Below are 22,757 nucleotides of genomic sequence, written 5' to 3' on the forward strand. Positions count from 1 at the left end.
ACCCCTCACATGAAGATGCCGTCGACGAGGGTCCAGGGCTCGCGCGTCAGGACGCGCCGGGCGAAGTCGAGGAGGACCGCGTTGAAGTCGCCCCGCGGATAACGCGCGAAGCCGTCGCGCACCGAGGCGGCGTCGAGGTCGTAGCGGCGCACACCGAGGGAGTGGTCCATCCACACCGACTGCCGGAATGCCGTCGATTCAGGGCACAACGCCGGCGTCGGGCGGAGGCGATGGTTGTAGAGGAGGCACTCGTCGGCCACGCGCAGGTCGTGCGGGGAGAGCTCGAACGACTTCGCGGCGAAGGCGCGGTGGAACAGCGAGCGGGTGCGCTGCATGTAGTCTCCGCCCTGCTCGTCCGGGCACAGCAGCCCGAGATCATGAATCATCGCCAGCGCGTGGAGCAGGTCGGGATCGGCCTTCTGGCGGCGGCGCTCGAGGAGCAGCATCGTGAAGTGGAACACGCGAAGACAGTGGTTGCGCAGCCCGTCGCCGCGGTAGGGGGAGAGCTCCTCGAAGAGCTCCTGCGCGCGTGCCCCGAGCGCCGGACGCGCTCCGAGGCGATGCGACAGCGCGGCGTCCGGCGTCGGCATGAGCTCGGCCATGATGAGATCCTACCACGGAGCGCGCCGGAGCTGGCGCGCCGATCGTCGCCCGTGTCAGAGACTCCAGCTTCGTGGCGAGTTGGCCCGTGGACTCGGAGCCCGAAGCTTCTTCGCAGCCGTCGTGGAGGTCCGTGCCGTTCTCCCAGGAGGTGCCTTTGGCTATTCGGGGAAGCGAAGCGTCGGGTGGGCCTCACCGCTCGGGCCCATCGTCGTCGTGCCATCGTGATTCCAGCTGATGCCGCCTATGCCTGGCTGTCCGGTCTCGATGGTGACGTTCTCGAGCGTGAGCTGGTCCTCGTCGAGGTAGGCGACGCCGATCGAGTCGCCGCCGCGCCCCGGGCCGCCGTAGCCGCCGGGCCCCCCTTCGCCGCCAGGGCCGCCGAGACAGGAGTAGAATCCATTCCCCAGCGCTCCGCCCCGTACGCCTCTGCCGCCTCTGCCGCCTTCCTCGGGGGGCCCGCCGTCGCCGCCGTTGCCGGCATAGTCCGCCGTGATCTTGGTGTCGCGCACGGTCACCCGGGCGTGAAGCGCGAGGACGCCGATGGACGGCACTCCGTTCGCTCCGCCGCGGCCTCCTCGGCCTCCGCAACCGCCGGCCCCGCCCGAGCCTCCTCCTGGGCCTCCCTTGGAGGCCACGCCGCACAGGGCGAGCCCGCCCCGAGCACCGCCGCCGCCACCGCCGCCCTGGCCCGGCGTGCCCCAGGTCCCCTGGCCCCCCGCCTCGCCCTCCCATCCTGTCTCCGTGAGGTGCCCGATGCCCTTGCCGGGCACGCCCTGGGTCCCCGGAGCCCCCGGGCCGCCGGTGAATCCGAGCTCGCAACTGCGGTTGTCCTGCTCCCCGGTACCACCTCTTACGGGCGACGCAGGGTCGGCGGGTTCACCATCGCCTCCATCCTCCGCGCTGTCGGGCCGCCCGTCCCCTCCCTTGCCGCCAACGCTCGTGAGCCCGTTCTCGCACCGGTTCACGACCGCAGCGCCGCCGGCGACGACGGTCGCCGAGCACGCGTCCTTACCGAAGTTGCCATCCGGTGCGGCCGGTTGCTTGGTCGGCCACGTTTCGCCATCAACGCCTCCCCATCCTCCGCTGGCGGAGATCTCGCTCCGCAGGATCTCCACTGCCGTGCTCGACTGGACGAGCACGCCGATCGGTCCCCAGCTCGGGAGGTAGAGATCGGCGAGCGTCGACACCCCGTCCGCGGCCCCCCTGTCGTCTGGGGCGGCGGGCTCGACGATCACCAAGGGACCGCGGATCCCCTTGTGAGTAAACTGGCTCCACGGGAGCAGGGGGTCGCGCACCCATTTCCGGCAGTGGAAGCCCCCGCGGAGATCCACGCCGGAGGGCACCCTGATCTGATCGACCACGAATCCCTCGTTGCAGACGAACACTCGCCCTCGTCCAGCGCGCGCGAGCTCGACGGCGCGCGCGACGGTGTACACCGGCTTCGCCTTCGTGCCAGGGTTCCTGTCGTCGCCGCCACCGTAGTTTCCGGCGAGGAACACGCCGCAGCCGTCGTCGAGGACGTCAGCGGCGACGTGCTCGATGCACACCGATTCCGGGGGCGATTCGTCCTCGCACGAGGTGCCTTCACAAGGTGTCACGCCAGGATCGTTCACGTCGGGCACAGTTCCGCAGCCGGTCGGCCACGGGGACAGCAGAAGGACCAAGGTCGCCGCGGTGCTTTTTTTCATGTGCGTCTCCTGACGTGCGCCGCCAGCACAGGGCGGTTCATCGAGGCGGTTCCGGGGTTGGCGCATCGAATCGGTACCAGAACGTTGTGATCCCGCCTTCCCCTTGGCCGGCGTCTACTTCCCCGACTGAATTGGCGCCGCTCCCTCCCTTGCCGGCTTGTCCGGGCAAAACCGTCGCCTTCTCCGAGAGGGCCACGGAGGCGCCCACGGAGCCGATGCCGAGCGAGTGCCCCCCGAGACCGCCGCCCGCATCGCCTCCGCGACCGCCATTGCCGCCGCCGCCACCGCGGCATGCGGGCGCCGTCTCGGTCAGACGAGCGTTTCCGCCAAGGCCTCCGGCGAAGCCGAAGCCTCCCCACTGGCCCGTTCCGCCGACCCCGCCATCGCCGCCCTTGCCCCCGAGGACCTTGCTGCCGGCCTCGACCGTGATGGCGCTCCCTTGCAACGCCACGATCGCGATGCTCGCGCCGCCGTAGTCGCCGCCCTTGCCCCCTTTGCCCCCGCAGCCGCCGCCCCCCCCCGATCCGCCGGCCGCACCGCCCTGTGGCCGACCGGGCGGACACGCGGTCATGTCGTCGCGCCCTTTGCCGCCGCCACCCCCGCCGCCGCCCTGACCGACGCCGCCCTTCTTTCCGTCCTCCCCGCGGACGCCGACCCATCCGTCGACGTCCAGGAGACCAGCGCCAGCCGCGCCAGCCGCGCGCTCTGCATCGGTGCCTTTTGCTCCCTTCTCCCCCGGCGTGCACGCCATGCTGGACGCGCCGGAGCCGCCCAGGCCACGCTCGGGCGGATTGCCGACCGGCTCAGGCAGCCCTGAAACACCATCGCCGCCCGTATCGAGGCCGCCGTCGCCCCCGTAGCCACCCCTCGACTCGATGCCATCGTCGCACACGGTCACGACCGGAAGGGCGCCCGGCGCCGCGTCCGCGGTGCAGGCGTCCACGCCGTTGTTCCCCACCACGCCGGAGCTCGCGCGAAAGCTCGGCGCGTCCTCGCCCGGCTCTCCGTTCTTGCCGTCGCCCGCGAGGATGTCGCTCTCCCGCACGATCGCCCTGGCCCCGGCGCTCAGGATCATCGCGATGGACGACTTGCCATCGTCCGCGGACGCATCCGCTGCCTTGACGCGCACGCCAAAGACCATCGACGTCGTGTCGCCTTCTTCTCCCGTGATCACCCGCAGCGGGATCCCCGCTGGCGGAGCGATGATCGTCGGGTGATCCGGCCCGCCGAACGACCCCTCGTACGACCAATCGTCGCCGTCATCGCAGAGACGCCCGCCCCAGAGGTCGACCCCCGAGGGCAGCGCGACCTTCTCCTCGAACAACCCGCCGCACGCGTACACGCGCCGGGTCGGCGGCTCGCCGGGGCCTCGCCCGTGCGCGGCGAGGCCGATCGCATGTTGCAAGGTCTTCACCGGCGCGCCCTTCGTACCGGCGCTGTCGTCGTCGCCCTGCTCGCTGACGAACACCCCGCATTCGTCGAGCGCCATCGCCGCGGCTGGATCGCCGTCACAGAGCGACTTCGGTGGCGTGAGGCAGAGGCGTTCGTCGTAGCAGCTATCGTCGTAAGTGCACCCGGAGAGGGCGCCCGCGCCGACCATGGAGAGGGTGCCTGCGGTGAGAAGCAGCCGCATTCGTTGCGGTTCGAGAAGAGGCATGTCCTTGGTCCTGATCACCACGCGCCGTACGCCACGAGACCGGCCTGTGCCGGCGTGACTGTCGGCACCAGCGCGAGTCGAGCTCTGGTCGGTTCAGCCTGTAGAAAAGAGAAGTCCGTAAAGAACGAAGCCAGGGTCGCAGCGCCCACGACACCGCTCGTCACCACCATCGCCGTGCCGAGCCCGGCGAAGAGATCCCGCTCTTGTCGGAGACCCTTCAGCTCGGAGCACGCGGAGGGTCTCGTCGCTTCCCGACACACCCCTTGAGAAACGCCGGCGGCGTCGAGCTTCGCGTTCCGCTCGTCCAGATCTCCGTCGGCGGTCATCGCGCGAACCATGAAGACCGCACCGAGCGAGCCTGTCGCCACGGTCAAACCGATCCCGGTGATGCGCAGGGGGCCAGGCCAGGATAGAGAGGGGCTGTGCGGGCGGCTCCGCACAGCGGGCGAAGAGCTCAGGGCCTGCGGTGCTTCCTTCGGTGATCCTGGCGCGGTCTCCCTGGCGCTGCTCGCCGCCGTGCGGGGCAGCTGCATCGTGATCTCGTGCTCCGCGCCTGCCACGGCGAGGAACGAATGGAGCGCGTCCTCACGGCCCGGTGCGCGGGCCCGCACCATGTGTTTGCCCGGCTCGAAGAAGCGCGTGTAGGTCCGTGCAATCTCGCCGATGCGCTCGCCGTCGATGAACACCTCGGCGTCGGGCGGATCGACCCCGAGCACGAGCGTCGCGATGTGCTTCGCTGCCTCGCGCTGTCCTGCCTCGAATCGCCTTCGGAGCGCGTCCGGCAGCGTTTCCCGCTGTTGCAGGCTCCTGGAGAGGTGCTCGGCCGCGTCGCGATACCTGCGCAGCGCGACCTCGCAAAGGCCGAGCTCACCGGCGAGCTCCGCGCGCTCTCGCTCGGTGCTGGTCGCGGGGTCCGAGGCCTCGAAAGCAGCCTTGTAGGCGGCGTGCGCCTCGACCCACAGCCCGGCATTGCGCGCTCTCTGACCGCGGCGAACATGGTCCTTCACCGAGGAACTGCCGCTCGGTTTCGCCTTCGCTTGAATGTCTTCCGCGCTCGCCGAGCGCGTGAGGCCTGTCGTGATCCCGAGCGCAAGAAAGATCGAGAGCGAATGCGCGATCCAACGCATCCAGTCACGGTAGTGATGCCGTCCGCTTGGCGTCAACCGACAGAAATCGCCAGATTTTGGTCCGTTTTTGTGAGAATTTTCGGTCGGTTGATTGAATGCATCCAGCCGACCGCCAGGTCTGACTGAATGTGGTTAACTATACTACTTTGGTCTACGTTGTCTGACCAATGTTGCTCGTCGGATCATTTTTTTGAAGCCTTTCGACCCGCTCAAGTGTGCTGCATACCGTGGACAAGCCAGCGACCGTCTCCCCCGGCTTCGAGCTCTTCCGGCGCCTCGCGCGGCGCCACGGGGTGCCGGCGCGAAACGCCGAGGATGTCGCCCAGGAAGCGCTGCTGCGGGGGCTGGAGGCTGACAAGCGGCTCGACCCGGGGGGAGACCCGGCCCCGTACCGCGTCACGATCGCCGTCAACCAGGCGCGCAACCACGTCCGTGACGCCCGCTGCCGCGGCGAGGTGCTGACGTCGTTCGATGAGTGCGAGATCCGAGACGAGTGCCCCACCCCGGAAGAGCTGCTCCGGAGACGGCAGCAGGAAGAGTTCACGCGGCAGCTGATAGACCAGCTCGATCCGAAGTACCGGGAGCTCGTGATCAAGCACGATCTCCAGGAGGTCCCGCTCGCCGAGATCGCCGCCGAGCAGGGACTCCCGCTCGCAACGGTGAAGACGCGACACTGGCGGGCGCACAAGGAGCTCCGGGTGCAGCGGGAGCGGTGGCAGGCGCAGGAGCACTCGCAGGGAAGGGACGATCGCGCCTTCCTGTCGCTCGCGCTGGGGTTCCGCCGCAACGCGTCGTGGGTGGCCTCGCTGCGCCATCTGGGCGTGAGGATCTTCGTTCAGTGCGCGCTCGTCCTGCTGACCGGCGCGATCGTCTCCGCTGTGCCGCCCTTGGCCGACCTGGAATCGTGGCTCGAGGCGGCGGCGGTGCGCGTCCCTGTCACCCCGCCCGCCGCGCAGGACGCCGCGGCGTCCCCCGTGCGAGGCGGCGCGCACGGCGCCGCGGCGCCCGCCGCGCCGATCGCGGACGAGATCTCATCGCCGAAGGATCAAGGAAGCGCACGCGCGCAGGCGGCGGCGAGCAGCTCGCCCGCTCCCTCAACCAGGACCAAAGTCCGGCCCGCGCCTCCGGCGAGGGCCGTTCGACCGACCGTCAGCGAGCACGAGAGGAGCCTGATTGACCAGGCCCGGAGAGCTGTCGAGGCCGGCAACGCCATGGCCGACGTCGAGGCGCTCCAGCTGCTGAACGCCCACGCGCGGGAGTTCCCCGATGGGCTGCTCGCCGCCGAGCGCGAGGCGCTTCTCCGACAGCTGCGCTGAGCCCTCGGCTGTCCTCTGACAGCAAGCAGGCGGTGACGCTCGTGATGTCTTCGGACAGCACAGGGCTTCGATCTGCCTTGTTCCCGACAAGAACGGTCACGTCCAGGAAACGAGACGCGATGACGACGATGGAGGATGTGCTCAGTGCGATGTGGCTCATTTCGCCGCTCGGGCTCGCGATGATAGCCTGCGTCGCGATCGGCTTCGCGGTCACCGCGCGTGAAGCGCTGGGACGCGAGCGCGGGCTCCGTGAGGCGCGCGAGCACGCGCATGATGACGAGCAGGCAGCCCTCACCGATGCGAGGGATCAGGCTGCCGGGGAGCGGGACCGATACCGGCGCCTGCTGGACTGTCACGTCGATGCGGCGCTCGCAGAGCTGACAAACGTCCGCGCGCGCCCCATTCCCGGGCCAGGCAGGGTCCTCGAGTCGTTCTGCGCGACGAACCCTTCGTGGAGGAGAAAGCTGGCCGAGAGCACGGGGCTATCGCCGAGGGAAGTGGAGCAGTTGCTGAGGAACGACCTTCCCATGACCCCCGGCCTTGCCCGGCAGCTGGAGGACTTCACAGGCACGCCCGCTCGGTACTGGGAGCGCCTGTGGCGGCTGCACGACGACTACCGGACGGACGCAGAGGAGACCGCGGTGATCCAGGTCGGCGAGCCCGTCACCAGGCGCGAGAGCTCGGCGCGTCCCGCGTCGTCACCGGCGCTGAGCTCGGTGCCGCCGCCTTCGCCCACGATACCTCCTCGCGCGCTCGACGTTCCTCCGTCCGTGGTGCCGTCTCCCGAGCTCGCGGCCAGGAGCCCGCGGGCGAAGCTCCCGCCGCCACCGCTGCCGCGGCTTCGGTCGCCGCTCCCTGTCCGCTCCGCCACGGGGGAAGAGGTCGCCCGTCGAGCTGGGACGTTGGCGAGCTTCCCGCTGCAGCGTGACGAAGGCGGGGCGAGCTCCGCCGACGCGTCGGATTGGGAGGAAGCAGAGCGCTCTCCGCTGAACACGACACTTCCCGGAGTAGGGAGCCATGGGTGAGCGCCACCGTGCCTCGGATGCGGTGGACGTGGCCATGCGCCCCGAGGCACGCGTTACATTCGACGTCATCGTGCAGCAAAGTTCCATGATCAGGGACAGGCTGCGCCGGCTCCAGGTCCCAGAGTGCGATCGCGACGATGTGATGCAGGATATCCTGCTCTCCGTATGGAGGACAGTTGAGGCAGGACGCCTCCCTGCGCGCGAGCACCTGTCGATGAAGCAGGTGACAATACGCTGGCTGGATGTGGTCGTGTGGCACCATACGACGCACTACAGGGAATTCCAGAATCGGTGGGAGAAGGGCCGCGATTCGTATGCGCATTCGGCGATCGATGACCCTATGCCGTCGCCGTCCGGGCGCGTGGAGGCGCGGCTCAGCCTCCGCAACCTGGAACGGATCGATCCCGCGCTGCGCGACGTCGTGGTGGACTTCGCTCTGGGACTCACCACGGAGGAGATTGCGGCCGGGCTGGGTCAGAACCCGAGCACGATCCAGGAGCATCTGGCGCGCGGAAGAGAGCAACTCCGGAGGGCGCTGCGCTTGAACGAGGCCCCGACGCTGCCCGCCATCAGGAGCATATTGGCGAGCATGCCGCCGCTTCGAGAGCCGAGCAGTGAGGGCTGACGTCTTGCTTTGGTAGCGGACGCCTTAGGGCCTCGGTCACTCCAGATCAGGCCGCGCGCTGCCCATGCCGATGGCCCACGCCATCGTGTAGCGCGCGTTGATCTCGCACCGGGGGTTCCAGCGCAGCGCGCCGTGCTCGTCCTCCCAGCGGAAGGCGTCGATCCCGAACGGCCCGAAATAGCCCGCGCCGGCGAGCGCCTCTCCCGCCTCGAGCGCGGCCTCGACGAGCCCCCGGCGGTCGCCGTCGCCGAGGTCGCCCTCGCCGGCCAGGGCGGCCCCGAGGTACGCCCCGTTCGCGTCGCAGCGCTGGACACACGCGTCGCCGAGGCGCACCGCGCCGCCGCGGGCGACGTGCCCGTGCAGCGAGAAGTCGCCGCGGCGCTCGACCCAGGGCTCGACCTGCAGGCCGCTGTCCGGCGACGCGGGGTCGAGCGACGCGACGACCCAGGGCCGCGCATCCGGCGGCAGCGCCCCGCGGGCGACCCGGCGCCGGCCGCGCCCGGCGAACCCGAACGGCCGCTTGAGCAGCCAGTGGCCCGTCGGCGTGGGCTCCGCGATCGCGGCCTCGAGCTCGGCCAGCGAGGCGACGTAGCGCGCGCCGGGCAGCGTCTGGCCGAGGTCCGCGCAGAACCTCCGGTGGTTGACGCGCCGGAGCACCTCGAGCGGCGGCGCCTCCGCGAGGGCGACGCCGGCGCGGCCGAGGAGGCGAAGGGCGCGGGGCGTGGGGCACCACGCGCGGCCGATGAGCGGCGTTCCAGGCGGCGCCGGCGGCACGAGGGGCGAGGGGAGCTCGGGGCTCAGCACGACGTCGCCGGGGCGCAGCAGGGCCGAGACGCGGCCGGCGAGCTCGGGAGCCCGGCCGGCGACCGCGGCGCGCGGGGTGTACCCCGCGGGGCGCGCCAGCTCCTCGTCGGCGTCGAAGTTCAGGACCCAGGCGCTCGCTCGGTCCATGAGGCCAGCGCGTCGAGGAAGGGCTCGGAGAGGCCGGTGCGGCTGCGGTCGCGGCGGTTCATCGGCTCGCCCCGCATGAGCAGCGGCGAGAGGGGCGGCGGGATGTGGCGGACCCAGGCCTCGAAATCGCTCGGCCCGCGCTGCGCGACGTCATCCGGCCCGCGCGGCGCCGCTTCACCCGCGGCGGCCGGATTGCCTGCGGCAGACGTGGAAGGCGCCGCCTGGCCAGCGCTCCCGCTCGCCTGCGTGAAGCGGCGGAACCAGCGGACCCCGAAGCGCACGTGCGGGATCTCCTCCGCGCAGACCCGCTCCGTGAGCGCGGCGCCCTCGACGTCGCCGATGGCGCGGAAGCGCTCGGCGAAGCGCGCCGTGTGGTCGAGGTTGCCCCCCTCGAGGCCCATGCCCATCACGGCCACGAACTGCGCGGGCGACGCGGCGGCGGGGACCCGCGTCCAGAACCAGTCGCGCACCGGGAAGTCGCCGAAGCGGTGGCCGATCGCGGCGAGGTACGCGGCGTAGAGCCGCATGTGGCGCGCCTCGTCGAGGGCGATCCGGACGAGGCCGCCGCGGAAGGCGCGCGGCGTCTCGGGGAACGCGAGCAGCGCCCAGGCCATGAGCTCCGCCGCCTGGAGCTCGTGGTGCAGGAACGCGTGGAAGAGCTGCGCGCGGCGCGCCGGGTTGCGCAGCGCCTCGGGCCCCGGGCTCTTCTGCGCGCGCTCCGAGATGCGCAGCGCGGCGGGCCGCCCAGGTCGCTCGAGGCGCCGCGGCGGGGCCGGCGCGGCGCCCGACGCCGACAGCGTGGCATCCGACTCCCAGAGGGAGGGCACGGGCGGCGGAGACAGCTTGTGCTCGAGGTCGGTCGAGAGGACGTAATCCCAGGCCCAGCGCTCGACGGTGCCGGGCGGCGGCGGAGGCGGGTCGCTGGGCGGCGTGGCGGGAGACATCATGGCACGGCGGGGCAGGGGGGACGCCGCTCCCTACCACAGCTCGACGTCGCCGGCGGAACGCCGTGGCATCCGCCCGGAGAGCGCCCCCAAGGGAGGCGTTAAATCTGGACTATCGTTGAATTTTATTCCGGCCTTCCCGCCTTCGTGGCCGCCTCCGGCACGCCCTCATCGGGCGCACCCCGGCCGCGGGCGGCGGGGACGGCATGTCGGGCTATCTCGGTGCCGGTGGGTTTGCCGTCCGCACCGAGGGGTCGTGGTCGCGGCGCTCTCGTGGCTTTGGCGGGACGCTCGCGACAGCGCCTGCGATCCAACTCCTCGCCAGGGCCGCGCGCGCCGGCAGGAACTGCCGCGAGGGGGAGAATATTCCCCGATCCTCGCGGCTACCGCCGCGCAGCGTCGAGTCCTCGCGCTCGCGATGTCACGATGACAGAGGCCTCGGTGACTCGACGACATTTTGCCGGGGAATAGGCCGGAGCCGCGACATTTGCGCGGAAATGGCCGCTGGAGCAGCGTGGCTTACGCCTTGCTCCAGGGAGATCGCATGAAGGCGGAGCGGCGTTCCCAGGCGGTCGACAGGAAGCGCGAGGAGCAGACGGTGCTCGTCATCGGGGGCAGCGGCGGCATGTCGAGCCGCTACCGCGATGTGGTCGAGAAGCACGGCTGGTCGCTGCGCCATTACGAGAACCGCGTGCCGCCGGGCGCCCGCCACGGCGTGGGGAGGATCGCGCTCATCGTGATCATGGTGACGATGGTCTCGCACGCGCTTCGCGATCAGATGCAGAGCCTCGCGGCGGACGGCGCCCCCGTCGTGTACCTGCGCAGCGCCTCCGTCTCGGCGCTTCGGGCCGCGATCGAGCAGCGCGCCGCCTGAGGAGAGGAGCCGCGCGTCGCCGCAGCGCGCCGCGTGGCACGTCGGATAGGCCCCGTCGAGGCTCACGTCCGTCGCGTCTCGACGCGGAACTGCCTTGTGGTCCATCCGTCACCCGGCGCGAATCTGGGGCGCACGTCGCGCTGCGTGTTCTCCTCCGCGTCGAGCGCCTCGCGCAGCCGGAAGAGCGCGTCGTTCGCGGCTGTGTCCCTCGTGGCCAGCGAACGGGTCACGGGGTTGTCGAGCGCCGTGTGCAGGAGCCACCAGAAATCGGTATCACCGAGGGTCGCGAAGATCTTGATGACGTCGAGCGACGAGCCACGTCCCTGGGAAAGGAAGAACTGCAACGCGAAGCGGGCCTCCCTCCTCGCATCCACGGTGGAATACCGCCGCGTGGGGATCATGCGCCCCTCCGGCGGCGGAGGTTCGAGGGCGCGGATCCCCCAGTCATCGCCGAGATCGATGACGGCAATGTTGACCGGGCTGTTGCTCTCGTTCACGACGTGGACGAACACCCAGCTATCGGGCCTGATGACGTATGCATCGCCGTCCGGCCTGATCACGGTCCCACCCTCGGCTGGCGTGCGCTCCGACCACCCCGGCGGCGGGGCGAGAAGCTCGACGCGGAGATCGTCCTTGAGCCCCGAGAGCGGCTCGGCGACCTCCAGGATGGTCTGGCACCGGAGGAGATGGAGCAGCCGATCGACGACGATCGTGGCGGCGCCCGGTGCGCCGATCGCCACCGTCCCCACGTTGGGAATGGGCTTTCCCGACGGGTCCCAGAGCTCGTAGCGACGATCCTTGTTGAGAGCGACCTGGTAGTGCGGTGTCCCGCCGGAGAGGAGCTCGAGGAACCCTCGCCCTCTCGCCTTGATCTCCGCTCCCACGGCGCCGAGCGCCTGATCCTGGTCGATCTCGGGCGGCAGGTCGTCCCGGTGAAAGAGGTTGACCGCGCGCCGCAGCTCGATGGATCCCACGTCCTCGAGAAGCGTGGGGGCGCCCAGCTCGACGGAATCGATCGCGGCGCCCTCCTCCAGCGACGCCCAGCTCTCCACGGCCATCATCCTGTCGACGATGGCCGCGCCCACGCGCAGGTTGGGCTGCGTGAAGTCCGTCGTCCCTGGGGCGAAAATCCCGAACTTCGCGCCCGCGTGGGTCCCCGTCGCCAGACCTGCGCTCAGCTTCACTCTCCGGTTCGGAGCGTCGATCTCGTTGACCATCACGGTGCTCACGACCGGCCGCAGCTCGGCCCCGAAGACCTGGCGCTCCCCTTGACCCAGGAGCTGGGGGGTCTGCGACGAATACTTGCTGTGCACGCTCGCAAGCACGCGCTCGTAGAGCGCCTTCCAGGTCTGGTCTTTGCCGAGCCCTTCCAGCGCATCGAGGAAGGCCGCGGTCATCACGCCAGTCGACCTGCCGCCGTCCAGGCGCACCTCCAACGCGGTTTCCACGTCACGGCATGCCGCGAGAAGCACGTAGTCCCTGGCCTCGGGGAGCCAGGTGGTGGCGGTCGCGGCGCGCCGGCCGGCGCCCGTCGCTTCGAGCCGCTTCCACGCGGCGTACAGCTCATCGTCGGAGGCCACGCCGTCCGCCGGGCGCTCCGCGGTGTCGAGCGTGGGATCGGTGCCTTCGCGGGCGCCTGTCGAGCACCGCGGCGCGATATTGACCCCACGCGTCGCGCCACCGGAGTGGCAGCTGTCGAGCACGACGGTCACGGTCGCCTGCCTGTTCCTCGTGAGCGCGTCGAGGTAATAGGCGATGTCGAGATCGCGCACGTAACGCGAGCCGTCACCGATGTCCGTCGGCACGAGCGTCTCGTCGAACCCATCGGGCTTCAGGCTGGTGAACTTCGTGGGCACGCGGCCGCCATGGCCGGAGTAGTGGAGGTACACGTGGTCGCCCGGCTGGGTACGGGCGAGCAGCCCATCCAGCGCAGCCTTCATGTTCTTGTACGTGGGCCAGACGCTCTCCGGCCCACCGGGCGCCTCGTCCCCGACGTTCGGCGCGAGGAGCGTCGTGATATCGTGCGGCAGGGTGATCCGGGCGCGCAGGGCCTTCTCGATGCGGTCGACGTCGCTCACGCAACCACGGAGCGGCACGTACGTCGCGCCATTCGGGAGCGAGTTCGGGAAATAGAAGTCGATGCCGACGAGCAGCGCCCGGAACGTCGGCATCACCCCCCGCGGTCCGCTGGACCCCGTGTCGTCGGATTCGGAGCTGGGTCGGTCGTTCATGAGGCTCCTCGGATGGGTGGGCCGTCAGGGCCGGGCCCCCGCGCAGGCGTGGCCGCGGGTCAGCTGGGGTAAGCGGCCTTGATGAATTCGATGTCCCGTCTTGATAGCTTGTTGTTCGACTTGGTCCCTACTCCGTTCCGCGTGAGCGCCGCGGGGAAGCCGTAGAGCATGATCGAGTCCGGGTCGAACTGTGTCCCGATCAGGATATCCGCCGAATATTTCGCGATGACGTTGCGGTAGGTCCTCTCCCGGGGCCAGTTGTTCGGCGGGCCGGAGAAGTATCTGTAGACCGCTTCCTCGTTCCACTGGATGCCGCCCTGCGGGTTCTGGTGCTCGTGGATGGCGCCGAGCGCGTGGCCGAACTCGTGGATCGTGACGCGCGAGTACTCCGCGTCGTCGGTGTCGTCGCGCAGCCACCCGAAGTTCATCGTGGGCTGGTGGAGCGGGAAATACTGCTGTACCAGCGCGTCCGTGCCGAGCGCCGACCACGAGCCCGGGTCGGCGTAAAATGAGATCCGGATCTCTGAGTATTCCGAATCGTCGAAGTCGAAGGTGATGTTGGCGTAGCGCGTCCACTCCCGGGCATAGTGAGCGACCTTCTGCCGCATCGTGGCCGATCCGTCGAGGAAGCGGATCCTCAGGCGCTTGCCGGGGCGCCACCGCTTCTGCGCGATGAGCGCGATGCGCTCTGTCGGCGTGAGCTTCGGATCGTTCGGGTCGAGGTTCGGGTCTACCTCGTTCGTCGGATTCTCCTGCACGGCGATCCGCCTCGCCGTCTCCTCCAGCGCGAGCGGGAGCGTCCGATCGAAGCATAGATGGATGGATTCTTCTGTCGTATCCATGGGCGTTCTTCTGTCCTTCTCGGAGGGCGGGCGCGTGGCGGCCGTACGGCGCGATGCCCTCCGGCTCATCACGCCGCACCGCGTACACCATAGTTCGATGGAGCTTCGCTGCAATCTGTTGTCGCCGCCGAACGTCGAACAATGGTCGAGCTTCGACTCGCCAGATCCGGGAATGTTGCTATTGGTTCGCCGTCAAGAAGCTCCATGCCTCGTTCTCATAGCCGGGAGGAGCGCCGGAGTAGAGGTACCTGGTGTAGGCCATCGCCGCCTCCCCCCGGATGTCGCTCTCGGCGCGGGCGCGGAGCGCCCTGCCCAGATAAAGAAACGCAGCGGAGTGCGCGGAATCGCGCTGCGTTACCCAGCGCAGCTCGCTCACGGCGCGGTCCAGGTCACGCCGGCTCTTGAAGAGCACGCGGCCAAGGTGATAGTGCGCCGCTGTCGACTGCTCGCCCTCATTTTCCCGGATGAACGCCTCGAGCGCCTCGATGCTCTCCTTGTGTTTTTCGAGCGCGGCGTACGCGATCCCACGCCATAGCAGGTTGTTGGGGATGTCAGCGCGCTCGAGCACGGCGAGCGCGCGGCGGGCAGGCTCGCGATCGAGGTTCACGAGGCACGCGCGGGCGCTGTCCAAGAGCCTGTCGTCGAACGCGAGCTCGTCCATCCCCTCCCCGGTGACGTGCACGTTCATCGTCGTCGGAATCGCCCCGAACAACCCCCGCCATGTCAGCGCGCCCGGCTGGGCCGTCGTGAGCGCCTTGACGATCTCATTCGTCAATAGACCGCGCACCGCGTCGCCGGAGCCGGGCGACGACAGCGCCATCGCCTCCTCGACCTTCGGCCGCTCCTCGCTGACTCTCGCCATGTTGATGGATCCGTTGAGCGCGGTCAACCTGCCGACCCGAGGAGGGGAGTCGAAGTACCGGCGAGCGCTCTGGGCACGTCCGAGCGGGACCGGAGGCGGATCCGCCTCGACGTACCTCGCCCCTTCCGGGGACGCCCTGCTCGTCCAGCCGGCGTCCACGAGGGTGACGAGGCGTGTCGAGCGCCGACCGGCGAGCTCGTCGAGCTCGCGAAGCGCGATGTCGACCACGCCGTCGCTCCGCCCGTCCGCGCTCACGATCGTGGGATGACCGCTCGCGTTGAAGGAGCCGTTGCCGGCGAAATAGAAGAGCGTGGCCGACTCCTCTGGCTTCGCGGCGAGCTCCTTGAACGCCGCGAGGATCGCGGCGCGGCTCGCGGCGCCGTCGAGGAGCAAGCGCACGTTCTCCGGCAGAAACCCGTACCCATCGATGAGCACCTGAGACAGCGCGCACGCGTCGTTGACCGCGCCCCGCGGACGGGGCACCCCCGGATGGCCGTACGCGTCGACCCCGACGAGGAGAGCGAAGCGATTGCCGCGCTCGATCCGCGCGACCAGCGATGTCACGTCGCCCGCCAGCGGCGCGTGTGCTGGTGGGGTGAAGGCGCTGAGGTACCCATGGAGCGAGCCCGCCGCGGCCTCCCGCTGTCCAGCGCCGATCTGGGCGACGGCGACCGCCATGAACGCCTCCGGCGCGGACGGCGCGCGCGCGCGCGCGGACAAGGCCAGCGCCTCGGCAGCCCGGACGTACGCTCCTTGTTCGAGGAAGGCGCGCCCGGCCGCGTAATGCAGGTCGGGCGGCGTCGCGGGGAACGCGCGGAGGATCGCGTCGTAGCGCGCCTCGAGATCCTGGCGCGTGAACCCGTCGAAGCGCCGCCGCCGGCTCAGCTCGAAGAGCGTGAGGTGCCCGATGCTCACCGGCTCGAGGCGCTCGGACATCGATCCTGTCCCGCTCAGGTGCGGCGCTTGCTCCCGCGCGTCCAGGTGGGTCTGCATGCGCCTCGCGATCTCGTCCCTGAGCTCTTCGAGCGTGGTGCTCGGTGTCGCCGTCTTGAGCTGTTCGACCAGCGCCCATGAGAAGAGCCCGCGGCGGCCGTAACGCTCATCGATGTGCACCGTCGAAGCCTGCCGTCCGGCGCAGGCCCCGAACAGGGCCGCGTAGGATGCATCGCGGGCGAGGTCGAACAGCTTCGGCGGCGTGTCGGTGTCCATGATGAGCGTCTTGCGCCGTGAGCGGATGCGTTGGAGCGCCCTGTGAATCTCGTCCGGCGTGATCGACGGTTCGGCGTCCCCGGCGCCCGCTGCCGGGTCGAGGCTGCCGACGCGGTAGGAAGGGATCGCGTCGTCTCGAAGGGGCGAGAGGCCTCGGCAGCCGCTGTAGAAGACGACCACCGCGTCGTCCCCGGTCGCGGAATGGGCGAGCTTCTCGAGCGCGCCCAGGATGCCGTCTCGGGTGGCATCAGGCCCGCAGAGCAAGGTCACGTCGTCGTCGGCGAAGCGCCACCGGTCGAGCAAGACCTCGCGAAGCGAGCGCGCGTCGTTCGCCTCCACCGCGTCGTCGTCCGTTCCCTGGCCAGCGTGGCCGACGCCGATCAACAGCGCGCGCCGGGTTCCCGCGGTCGTGCGGCGCGCCGGGGCCTCCAGGAGATCGCGCGCGAAGGCCGCTCGCGGATCGCCGGGGTTCTTCGCGAGGAAGGACTCGATAGATTGCTTCGCGGCGCTCGCGCCGTGAGCCTTCGCGAGCGCGACGCCCAGGTAGTAAGCCGACTCGACCGCTCCGGCTTCGCCCCGGCTCACCACGGCCTGAAACGCCGGGATGGCGCGGTCGCAGTCCCCGGCATCGAGGCGCGCGAGACCCAGGTCCACCGTGTTGTCGACGAAGAGCTCGCTGGCCACGTCCAGGCTGACTCGATCGCCCAGGAACCGCGCGATGTCAGCGAGATCGCGGCCGAGCGTCTGCCGTTCCTCGTTGTCGAGCGTCGCCCTCCAGGCGAGGGGCAGGTTGTTGTCGAAGCCGTTTCCGCTGATCCATGGGTGTTGCGGCGTGGGCTCCGTGGCGGCGATCACATTCTTGCTCACATAATCGTAGAGGCTGCTCACCGTCACCTTGCCGGTGTCCTCCTCCGCGGCATCGCCGCCGAGCCCTTTGAGCAGGAAGTGCGTGAAGACGCCGTGGCCGCCGTCCCACTGTGCGCCTTCTTGCGCCGCCTCGTTCGCCCGCGTGGACGAGATCGTCGCGATCCCGGCCTGTGCCTTGCTGAGCGCCTCGGCTTGCTGGTTCATTACCTCGCCCGCGCTGAGGCTCTGCGCTCGTGTCGAATCACCGATCGGCGAACCGTGGCAGACATCGACCAGGATGACCCCTCGTTCGGCCAGCACATAGTCGTTCAGGGCGTTCTGCACCTCTCGCATCGGCAGGGCCGTGGACCCGATGTCTTTGGGGTCGGTGTCCCATGTGATCAGATAGAAGATGTTGCCCCGAGCTCCCACGTCCGGCTGGCCGTGGCACGCGAAGTAGAGGAGGATGATATCGTCCCTGGCAGCTTTTTTAAGGAAGCTCCGGAGCGCCCAGGTGATCTTGGCTGTCGTCGCTTGCTCGTTGAGCAAGAGCTGGACGTTGTCCCGCTTGAAGCCGCAGCTCACCGTGAGGATCTTGTCCAGGTCTTCGGCGTCGCGAGCTGCGTAATTCAGGTTGAGGCTCGCGTCCTTGTACCTGGAGATCCCCACGACCACCGCCCACTTCTCCGCATAGGTGCCATAGATGGAAGGGCTGACCGGCCGCACGTTCCGGTCGAACGCAGGCTCGATTGCGATGCTCCTCTCTCGAGCTGCCATGGGGTCGCTCGTCACCCTCGAACCGTCGGAGGTTTACTCGTCTTCTCGTGCGCTCGCGTGTCCGCCGCTGCGAGGGGCAGCTTCGGGAGGACGTGGCAACGGCCGCTCGGGGCTGCTCGCCGCGTGCTCGGATCGTGCGTGGCCATGCAGCCTCCGATGACCCAGCGCCGCTGCGCGTCGCCCTCCGCCTCGGGTGGGGCGGGCGGCGCGGAGCAGCCTGGCTCTGGAGGGGTCGCGAGCTTTCCCGCGGGTCGCCGGAGACGCCGGGGGCCACGAGACCCTGCGGATGCACGCGAAGCCCGACGAGACGAGGGCGTTCGCGAGGCGCAGGGAGGCGCCGCGCGCCGGAGCGCCCTCAGCGCACGCCGACGAGGCGCTGCATCAGGCGCTGGAACTCGGGGACCGAGAGGTCGATGTGCTCGACGACGCGGCCGTAGAGCGTGGCCGTGGGCACGTTGCGGCCGTTGAACTCCTTCTCGAGCTCGGAGAGCTTCCAGAGGATGATGCGCTCGGCGCGGGTCAGGCCGTCGCGCACGTCCGGGAGCTCGTCGAGCGGGGATCGCCTAGGGGGCATGGTCAGGCTCCGAGATCTGGCCTTCGTGGGCCGCGCTCACTGCACGACGCCGAGCACGCGCTGCTGGCGCGCGAGCTCCGCCGCGTTCTTGAGCGCCTCGAACAGGTCGCGCGACGCCGGAAGCCCCCGGATGACGAGCTCCGGATCGCTCGCGTCCTTCGTGAACACGCGGATCTCGGCGACGTCGAGCAGCCGCTGCATGAACGTCTGGCGGAGGTCGATGTCGAGGACCCGCCAGAGCTGCAGGGTCTCGATCCGGCGCGTGAGCAGGCCGGCCTCGTAGTCGATCGTGCGATCGGTGATCTTGTAGCGGAGGCTCTTGCGCTTCCAGTGCAGGATGCCGAGCCAGATGAGGCCCACCAGCACGAGCGAGAGCACGCTCGCCGCCACGTAGGACCAGAACCACGCCTTCCAGCTCGGAGTCCCCTCGAACAGGACGCGCGGCGCGCCCGGCGCGGGGGCGAGCGCGCCGCCGGCGGGGGCGAGCGCGCCGGGAGCGGGGGCGGCGGGGGCGAGCGGGGCCGCGGCCACCGGCGCTCGCTCGTCGAGCATGCTGCCGCAGAATCGGCACTTGATCGCGGCGTCCTGAATCTGCTCCGCGCAGAAGGGGCAGGGCTTCACCCCGACGATTCTAGTCGACATCCCGGGCGTGAGATCCACGGCAACCACCAAGCCTCGCGCCGCGTTGTCCTACATCCGAACATTTACGTGGTCGTGAACGTTTACGTTGCCTCCCGGCCCCCGGCGGCGAGCGCAGCCTTGCCCGCGCGTCCCAGCCGCCGGATCGCCGCCTCCCTCCGCAGGGCTTCCCCCCTGTCAGCCGCCGCCTCGACGTGGACCAGCGCGAGCGGCCCCCGTCCGCGCGTGTACCGCGCCCCGCGCCCCGCCGCGTGCTGCGCGAAGCGCGCCTCCACGTCGCGGGCGATCCCCGTGTAGAACGACCCGTCTCCGCAGCGCAGGATGTAGACGTGCCAGCCCGCGGTCACTCCTTCGGCCCCTCGTTGTAGCCCCGCGGCCGGTACTTCGGGTCCACTCCGCCGTGCGTCGCGCCGTTGTCGAGCGTGTCGGTCGCGAGGTACGCGAGCCACGTCCCGGGGTGCTCCTCCGCAAGCCGCCGGAGCTCCGCGTCGTGCGCCGCGAGGCGCTGCTCGTCGTGCAGGCACTGGAGCGCGAGCGCGATCAGGCTCAGCTCGTTCGGGCCGAGCTCCATGCCGCGCTGGTAGTGCGGGAAGGCCTCGTCGGGGCGGTGCATCCGGCAGAGCGTGTCGCCCGTGTACACGTGCGCCATCGGCCACGTCGGGGCGAGATCCATCGCGATCTTGCTCTCGGCGAGGCGGGTCTCGAGGTCGCCGCGGGCGCCCTTCATCACCGAGTAGTTGAGGTGCGCCTTGGCGCTGTTCGGGACCGCCTCCTTCGTCGCCGCCCAGAAGTCGAGGTCGTTGCGGTAGTCCATCGCGTGCCGGTAGGCCTGCGCGCACTGGAAGCCGAAGAAGAGCACGAACAGCGCCGGCGTCACCCACGCCCTCCACGACCAGCGCGCGCGCGGCGTGAGGGTCGAGCCCGCGAGCGCCTCGTGGAGCCACGAGAAGGCGACGGCGAGCACGAGCGACGAGCCGATGGCCGGGAAGTACCAGAAGCGCTCGGCGCGCACCGTCGGCAGGACGACAGGGATGTTCGAGTGCGGGAAGTAGCTCACCACGACCCAGGTCAGCCCGATCGCCGCGATGCACATCCCCGCGTAGCCGCGGCGCAGCGGCACCCAGGCGCTCCGGTCCGCCGTCGCCGGGCAGGGCAGGGGGCGCGCGCCCTCGACGAGCAGCCCGAGCCCGAGCAGGAACGCGGGCAGGAACGGCAGCGGCCAGAGCACGAGCGGCAGCGCCCGGAGCAGCGGCACGCGCCCCGCCGGGCGGAGCACGTGCCAGTCGTACGCCGCGAGCGCCGCCGCCGCGATCGCGAGGAGCGCCCCCGCGAGGAGCAGCGGCCACCTCCGCGACGTCGCCTGGCCGCCGTCCACCAGGAAGGCGGCGCGCACCGAGCGCCGCTCGCGCCGCTCCAGGTGCTCGCGGCGGAGGGCCGCGATCCACAGCGCGAGCGAGCCGAGCGGGGGCAGCACCATCATCGCGGCGCCGGCGACGCTGCCGAAGAAGACAAGCCTGTCCGGCACCGGCTCCTGCGGGTACGAGTAGTCGCCGCTCAGCGTCCACGGGAACACGATCTGGGTGAGGCCCCGCCAGTAGACGCGCAGCGCGCCGGCGATCCGGTGCTGCATGTCCGCGGCGCCGAGCGGGTTGTTGAGCGGATCGCGCGGCAGGGGCGCCTGGTGGAACCAGACGAGCGCCTCGTGGAGCGCGCGCTTCACGAGCGGCGCGCCCTCGGGGAGCGGCGCGGCGAGCTCGGCCGGCATGGGCGCGGGGAACCAGCGCCGCCGGAGCTCGACGTAGAGCACGAACGCCGCGGCCGCGGCGAGCAGCGCGAGCAGCGCACGGACGAACCGCGCCGGCCGCGTGGGGTGGGTGAGCGGCGCGGCGATCAGCGCGGCGAACGGGACGAGCGGCACGCAGACGAGCGCGCTCTCCTTGGAGAAGAGGCCGAGGAGCACGGCCGCGAACACGCCGAACGGCATCGCCCACGCGGGCAGCGCGAGGGCGGCGAGGGCGGCGATCGCCCCCATGCCCCCGAGCACGTCGGCGATGCCCACGATGCCGCTCACCGCCTCGGTGAGCACCGCGCAGCCGACGAAGAGCAGCCCGGTGAGGTACGCGAGCCCGCGCCGCCGCGTGAGCCAGAACGTGACGCACGTGAGCAGCGCGCCGTTCACCGCGTGGAAGAGGACGTTGTAGAAGTGGTGGAAGAACGGCTGCTTCGTGACAGCCCAGATCGTGCGCCAGAGGAAGTTCGGCAGCGGGCGGTAGGAGCCGACGCTCCGGTCGGGCGGCAGCCCCCAGAAATCGCGGTGGATCGCTTCGAGGAAGCCGATCCCGCCCTTCGCGTTCACGTACGGGTTGGCGAGGAGCGCCTCCTGCTCGTCGAAGATGTAGTTCGTCGACGGTGCGCGCGTGAAGAGGATGACGGCGACCAGCGCGAGCGGCGCGATCGCGGACAGGAAGGTCGGGTCGAGCGCGAGGAAGTAGTCGCGCACGCGCCGCGCGGCGTCCCCGAGGAAGGACGGCGTGGCGGGCGGCCCTGCCGACGGCGGCAGCCCGGAGGACGGCGGCGGGCCGGAGGACGGCGGCGGCCCGAAGGACGGCGGCGGCCCTGCCGACGGCGGCGGCCCGGAGGACGGCGGCCCGTACGGCGTCGTCGTGTCGTCGTCGAGCGCGCTGGACATGGGGTCGCGCGCGGCGGCAGGGGACGGGGGCCGATAGGTCACGCCGCGCCCTCTCAGCCCTTCACGTCCGGTGGAGCGCCCGGCGCGCCGTCCGGCTCGGGGATGGACCAGATGTCGCCCCAGAGCGGCTGGCCGCCGTCGACGCCGTAGACCGCGCCCGTGATGAAGTCGTTCTGGTCGCTGGCGAGGAAGACGATGAGCCGCGAGACCTCCTCGGGGGTGGCGAGGCGCTTGAGCGGCGTGGCGCGCCGCGCGAGCTCGAGCAGCTCGTCGCCGTACTGCGATGTGCCGCTCGACCGGATGTTGCTGCCGGGCGCGACCGCGTTGACCCGGATGCCGAGCGCGGCCCACTCGACGGCGAGCGAGCGGGTCAGGTTCTCCACGCCGGCGCGCGCGGCGCCCGTGTGCGCCATGCCCGGGAAGCCGCGGCTCACCGACGCGGTGACGTTCACGATCCGGCCGCGGCGCGCCGGGAGCATCGCGCGCCTCGCGACCTCGCGCGTCATGAAGAAGGTCCCGTTCAGGTTGTTGCGGACGACCGCCTCCCAGCCCTTCGGCGTCATCTCGCTGGCCGGGCTCGGGAACTGGCCGCCGGCGTTGTTCACGAGGACGTCGACGCGGCCGAATTTCCCGAGGACCTGGCCCACGAAGGCGGCGATCTGCTCCGGCTCGCGGATATCACACGGCGCGGCGAGCACGTCGTCGCCGGGGACGCCGTCGCCCGCGAGCGTGCTCGCCGCGGCTTCGAGCTTGTCGGCCCGGCGGCCGCAGAGGGCGACCTTCGCGCCGAGGTAAGCGAGCTCACGCGCGCACGCGAGGCCGATGCCGCTGCCCCCGCCGGTGACGATCGCCACCTGGCGTTCGAAGAGTCCTGGGGCGAAGATCGAGCGCACCTGGGTCACGCCCCGCGTTTACAACGGCTCTGCGGGCGCCGCCACACGCTGGGCGATCCTGGGGGGATCCGGCGTCCCAGGCAGAAAGGCCCCGGCGTTCGGGGGCGCTTGCCCGTCCGGCTCCGGCGCCTGGCGCGGAGTGCGCCGCGGCTCGGCGATCGCCCGGCGCGCCTGCCAGGCGCCTCGCGGCCAGCGCGCGGTCGGACCGCCGATCCCGCTGCGCGACGCCGGCGCTGCTCACGTGAGCGACAGCGCCTCTCGATCGAGGCATTGTTGAACGAATTGGGTCATTTGGGTGTCCTCACGACGTCCCCGGGCCCCGGAGCCGCCCTTGCCTCGGGGCACGATTCCGGCGCTCCGGTAGAGCGGACCGCGCGGAGAGCAG

The 22,757-nt window shown here is 70.6% G+C and carries 18 protein-coding genes; 4 read left to right on the forward strand and 14 right to left on the reverse strand.

Annotated features, from left to right (window positions below; all coding sequences use genetic code 11):
• Window positions 1-5: 5 nt before the first annotated feature.
• From WMF46_RS05275 to WMF46_RS05290, 4 genes are all read right to left on the reverse strand, one after another.
• Complete coding sequence (locus WMF46_RS05275) at window positions 6-602, reverse strand: hypothetical protein (protein WP_437984592.1); 597 nt, start codon at window positions 600-602, stop codon at window positions 6-8.
• Between the two features lie 159 nt (window positions 603-761).
• Window positions 762-2,291, reverse strand: a complete 1,530-nt coding sequence (locus WMF46_RS05280; RefSeq protein WP_437984593.1) for a hypothetical protein — start codon at window positions 2,289-2,291, stop codon at window positions 762-764.
• 37 nt (window positions 2,292-2,328) lie between these two features.
• Entirely contained in the window at window positions 2,329-3,948 is a 1,620-nt protein-coding gene (locus WMF46_RS05285; RefSeq protein ID WP_437984594.1) for a hypothetical protein, read from the reverse strand.
• A 14-nt stretch (window positions 3,949-3,962) separates the two neighbouring features.
• Entirely contained in the window at window positions 3,963-4,955 is a 993-nt protein-coding gene (locus tag WMF46_RS05290) for a PEGA domain-containing protein (protein ID WP_437984595.1), read from the reverse strand.
• Window positions 4,956-5,302: 347 nt separating this feature from the next.
• Here WMF46_RS05290 and WMF46_RS05295 point away from each other — a divergent pair, with 347 nt between their 5' ends.
• The 3 genes from WMF46_RS05295 (at window position 5,303) to WMF46_RS05305 (ending at window position 8,041) form a co-directional block, all read left to right on the forward strand.
• Window positions 5,303-6,391, forward strand: coding sequence for an RNA polymerase sigma factor (locus tag WMF46_RS05295; RefSeq protein ID WP_437984596.1), 1,089 nt, complete (start codon window positions 5,303-5,305; stop codon window positions 6,389-6,391).
• Between the two features lie 128 nt (window positions 6,392-6,519).
• Entirely contained in the window at window positions 6,520-7,416 is an 897-nt protein-coding gene (locus WMF46_RS05300; RefSeq protein ID WP_437987857.1) for a helix-turn-helix transcriptional regulator, read from the forward strand.
• A complete protein-coding gene (locus tag WMF46_RS05305; protein ID WP_437984597.1) occupies window positions 7,409-8,041 on the forward strand; it encodes an RNA polymerase sigma factor in 633 nt (210 codons plus the stop codon). Before WMF46_RS05300 ends, WMF46_RS05305 begins: the two co-directional genes overlap by 8 nt.
• A gap of 36 nt (window positions 8,042-8,077) precedes the next feature.
• Here the strand turns inward: WMF46_RS05305 and WMF46_RS05310 are convergent, their stop codons facing one another.
• Both WMF46_RS05310 and WMF46_RS05315 read right to left on the reverse strand, forming a co-directional pair.
• Complete coding sequence (locus WMF46_RS05310; RefSeq protein ID WP_437984598.1) at window positions 8,078-8,992, reverse strand: hypothetical protein; 915 nt, start codon at window positions 8,990-8,992, stop codon at window positions 8,078-8,080.
• Window positions 8,965-9,939, reverse strand: coding sequence for a ferritin-like domain-containing protein (locus WMF46_RS05315; protein WP_437984599.1), 975 nt, complete (start codon window positions 9,937-9,939; stop codon window positions 8,965-8,967). The genes WMF46_RS05310 and WMF46_RS05315 overlap by 28 nt, the downstream gene beginning before the upstream one ends.
• A gap of 511 nt (window positions 9,940-10,450) precedes the next feature.
• On the opposite strand from WMF46_RS05315, the gene WMF46_RS05320 reads away from it, so the two are divergent.
• Complete coding sequence (locus tag WMF46_RS05320) at window positions 10,451-10,810, forward strand: DUF2325 domain-containing protein (RefSeq protein ID WP_437715914.1); 360 nt, start codon at window positions 10,451-10,453, stop codon at window positions 10,808-10,810.
• A gap of 62 nt (window positions 10,811-10,872) precedes the next feature.
• Here the strand turns inward: WMF46_RS05320 and WMF46_RS05325 are convergent, their stop codons facing one another.
• The 8 genes from WMF46_RS05325 to WMF46_RS05360 all read right to left on the reverse strand — a co-directional run bounded on the left by WMF46_RS05325 (window position 10,873) and on the right by WMF46_RS05360 (window position 22,381).
• Window positions 10,873-13,041: a caspase family protein gene (locus tag WMF46_RS05325; protein ID WP_437984600.1), complete on the reverse strand. Its 2,169-nt coding sequence runs from the start codon at window positions 13,039-13,041 to the stop codon at window positions 10,873-10,875.
• Between the two features lie 59 nt (window positions 13,042-13,100).
• Window positions 13,101-13,883: a M12 family metallopeptidase gene (locus WMF46_RS05330; protein WP_437984601.1), complete on the reverse strand. Its 783-nt coding sequence runs from the start codon at window positions 13,881-13,883 to the stop codon at window positions 13,101-13,103.
• Between the two features lie 178 nt (window positions 13,884-14,061).
• A complete protein-coding gene (locus tag WMF46_RS05335) occupies window positions 14,062-17,577 on the reverse strand; it encodes a caspase family protein (protein WP_437984602.1) in 3,516 nt (1,171 codons plus the stop codon).
• Between the two features lie 355 nt (window positions 17,578-17,932).
• Entirely contained in the window at window positions 17,933-18,151 is a 219-nt protein-coding gene (locus tag WMF46_RS05340) for a hypothetical protein (protein WP_012233609.1), read from the reverse strand.
• A 36-nt stretch (window positions 18,152-18,187) separates the two neighbouring features.
• Complete coding sequence (locus WMF46_RS05345; protein WP_437984603.1) at window positions 18,188-18,793, reverse strand: PH domain-containing protein; 606 nt, start codon at window positions 18,791-18,793, stop codon at window positions 18,188-18,190.
• 80 nt (window positions 18,794-18,873) lie between these two features.
• Window positions 18,874-19,137, reverse strand: coding sequence for a GIY-YIG nuclease family protein (locus WMF46_RS05350; RefSeq protein WP_437984604.1), 264 nt, complete (start codon window positions 19,135-19,137; stop codon window positions 18,874-18,876).
• Window positions 19,134-21,521 (reverse strand): tetratricopeptide repeat protein, encoded by a 2,388-nt coding sequence (locus WMF46_RS05355; RefSeq protein ID WP_437984605.1) that lies wholly within the window; start codon window positions 21,519-21,521, stop codon window positions 19,134-19,136. Before WMF46_RS05355 ends, WMF46_RS05350 begins: the two co-directional genes overlap by 4 nt.
• A gap of 11 nt (window positions 21,522-21,532) precedes the next feature.
• On the reverse strand, window positions 21,533-22,381 hold the full coding sequence (locus WMF46_RS05360; RefSeq protein ID WP_437549869.1) for an SDR family oxidoreductase: 849 nt from the start codon (window positions 22,379-22,381) through the stop codon (window positions 21,533-21,535).
• Window positions 22,382-22,757: the final 376 nt, after the last annotated feature.

The sequence above is a fragment of the Sorangium sp. So ce117 genome, from assembly GCF_051524395.1.
Lineage (GTDB): Bacteria > Myxococcota_A > Polyangia > Polyangiales > Polyangiaceae > Sorangium > Sorangium cellulosum_B.

Bases quoted from the DNA above. Each gene is read 5' to 3' on its own strand.
- WMF46_RS05330 (WP_437984601.1), bottom strand. From the start codon at position 13,883: ATGGATACGACAGAAGAATCCATCCATCTATGCTTCGATCGGACGCTC.
- WMF46_RS05345 (WP_437984603.1), bottom strand. From the start codon at position 18,793: ATGTCGACTAGAATCGTCGGGGTGAAGCCCTGCCCCTTCTGCGCGGAG.
- WMF46_RS05335 (WP_437984602.1), bottom strand. From the start codon at position 17,577: ATGGCAGCTCGAGAGAGGAGCATCGCAATCGAGCCTGCGTTCGACCGG.
- WMF46_RS05315 (WP_437984599.1), bottom strand. From the start codon at position 9,939: ATGATGTCTCCCGCCACGCCGCCCAGCGACCCGCCTCCGCCGCCGCCC.
- WMF46_RS05305 (WP_437984597.1), top strand. From the start codon at position 7,409: ATGGGTGAGCGCCACCGTGCCTCGGATGCGGTGGACGTGGCCATGCGC.
- WMF46_RS05300 (WP_437987857.1), top strand. From the start codon at position 6,520: ATGGAGGATGTGCTCAGTGCGATGTGGCTCATTTCGCCGCTCGGGCTC.
- WMF46_RS05325 (WP_437984600.1), bottom strand. From the start codon at position 13,041: ATGAACGACCGACCCAGCTCCGAATCCGACGACACGGGGTCCAGCGGA.
- WMF46_RS05275 (WP_437984592.1), bottom strand. From the start codon at position 602: ATGGCCGAGCTCATGCCGACGCCGGACGCCGCGCTGTCGCATCGCCTC.
- WMF46_RS05280 (WP_437984593.1), bottom strand. From the start codon at position 2,291: ATGAAAAAAAGCACCGCGGCGACCTTGGTCCTTCTGCTGTCCCCGTGG.
- WMF46_RS05285 (WP_437984594.1), bottom strand. From the start codon at position 3,948: ATGCCTCTTCTCGAACCGCAACGAATGCGGCTGCTTCTCACCGCAGGC.
- WMF46_RS05310 (WP_437984598.1), bottom strand. From the start codon at position 8,992: ATGGACCGAGCGAGCGCCTGGGTCCTGAACTTCGACGCCGACGAGGAG.
- WMF46_RS05340 (WP_012233609.1), bottom strand. From the start codon at position 18,151: ATGCCCCCTAGGCGATCCCCGCTCGACGAGCTCCCGGACGTGCGCGAC.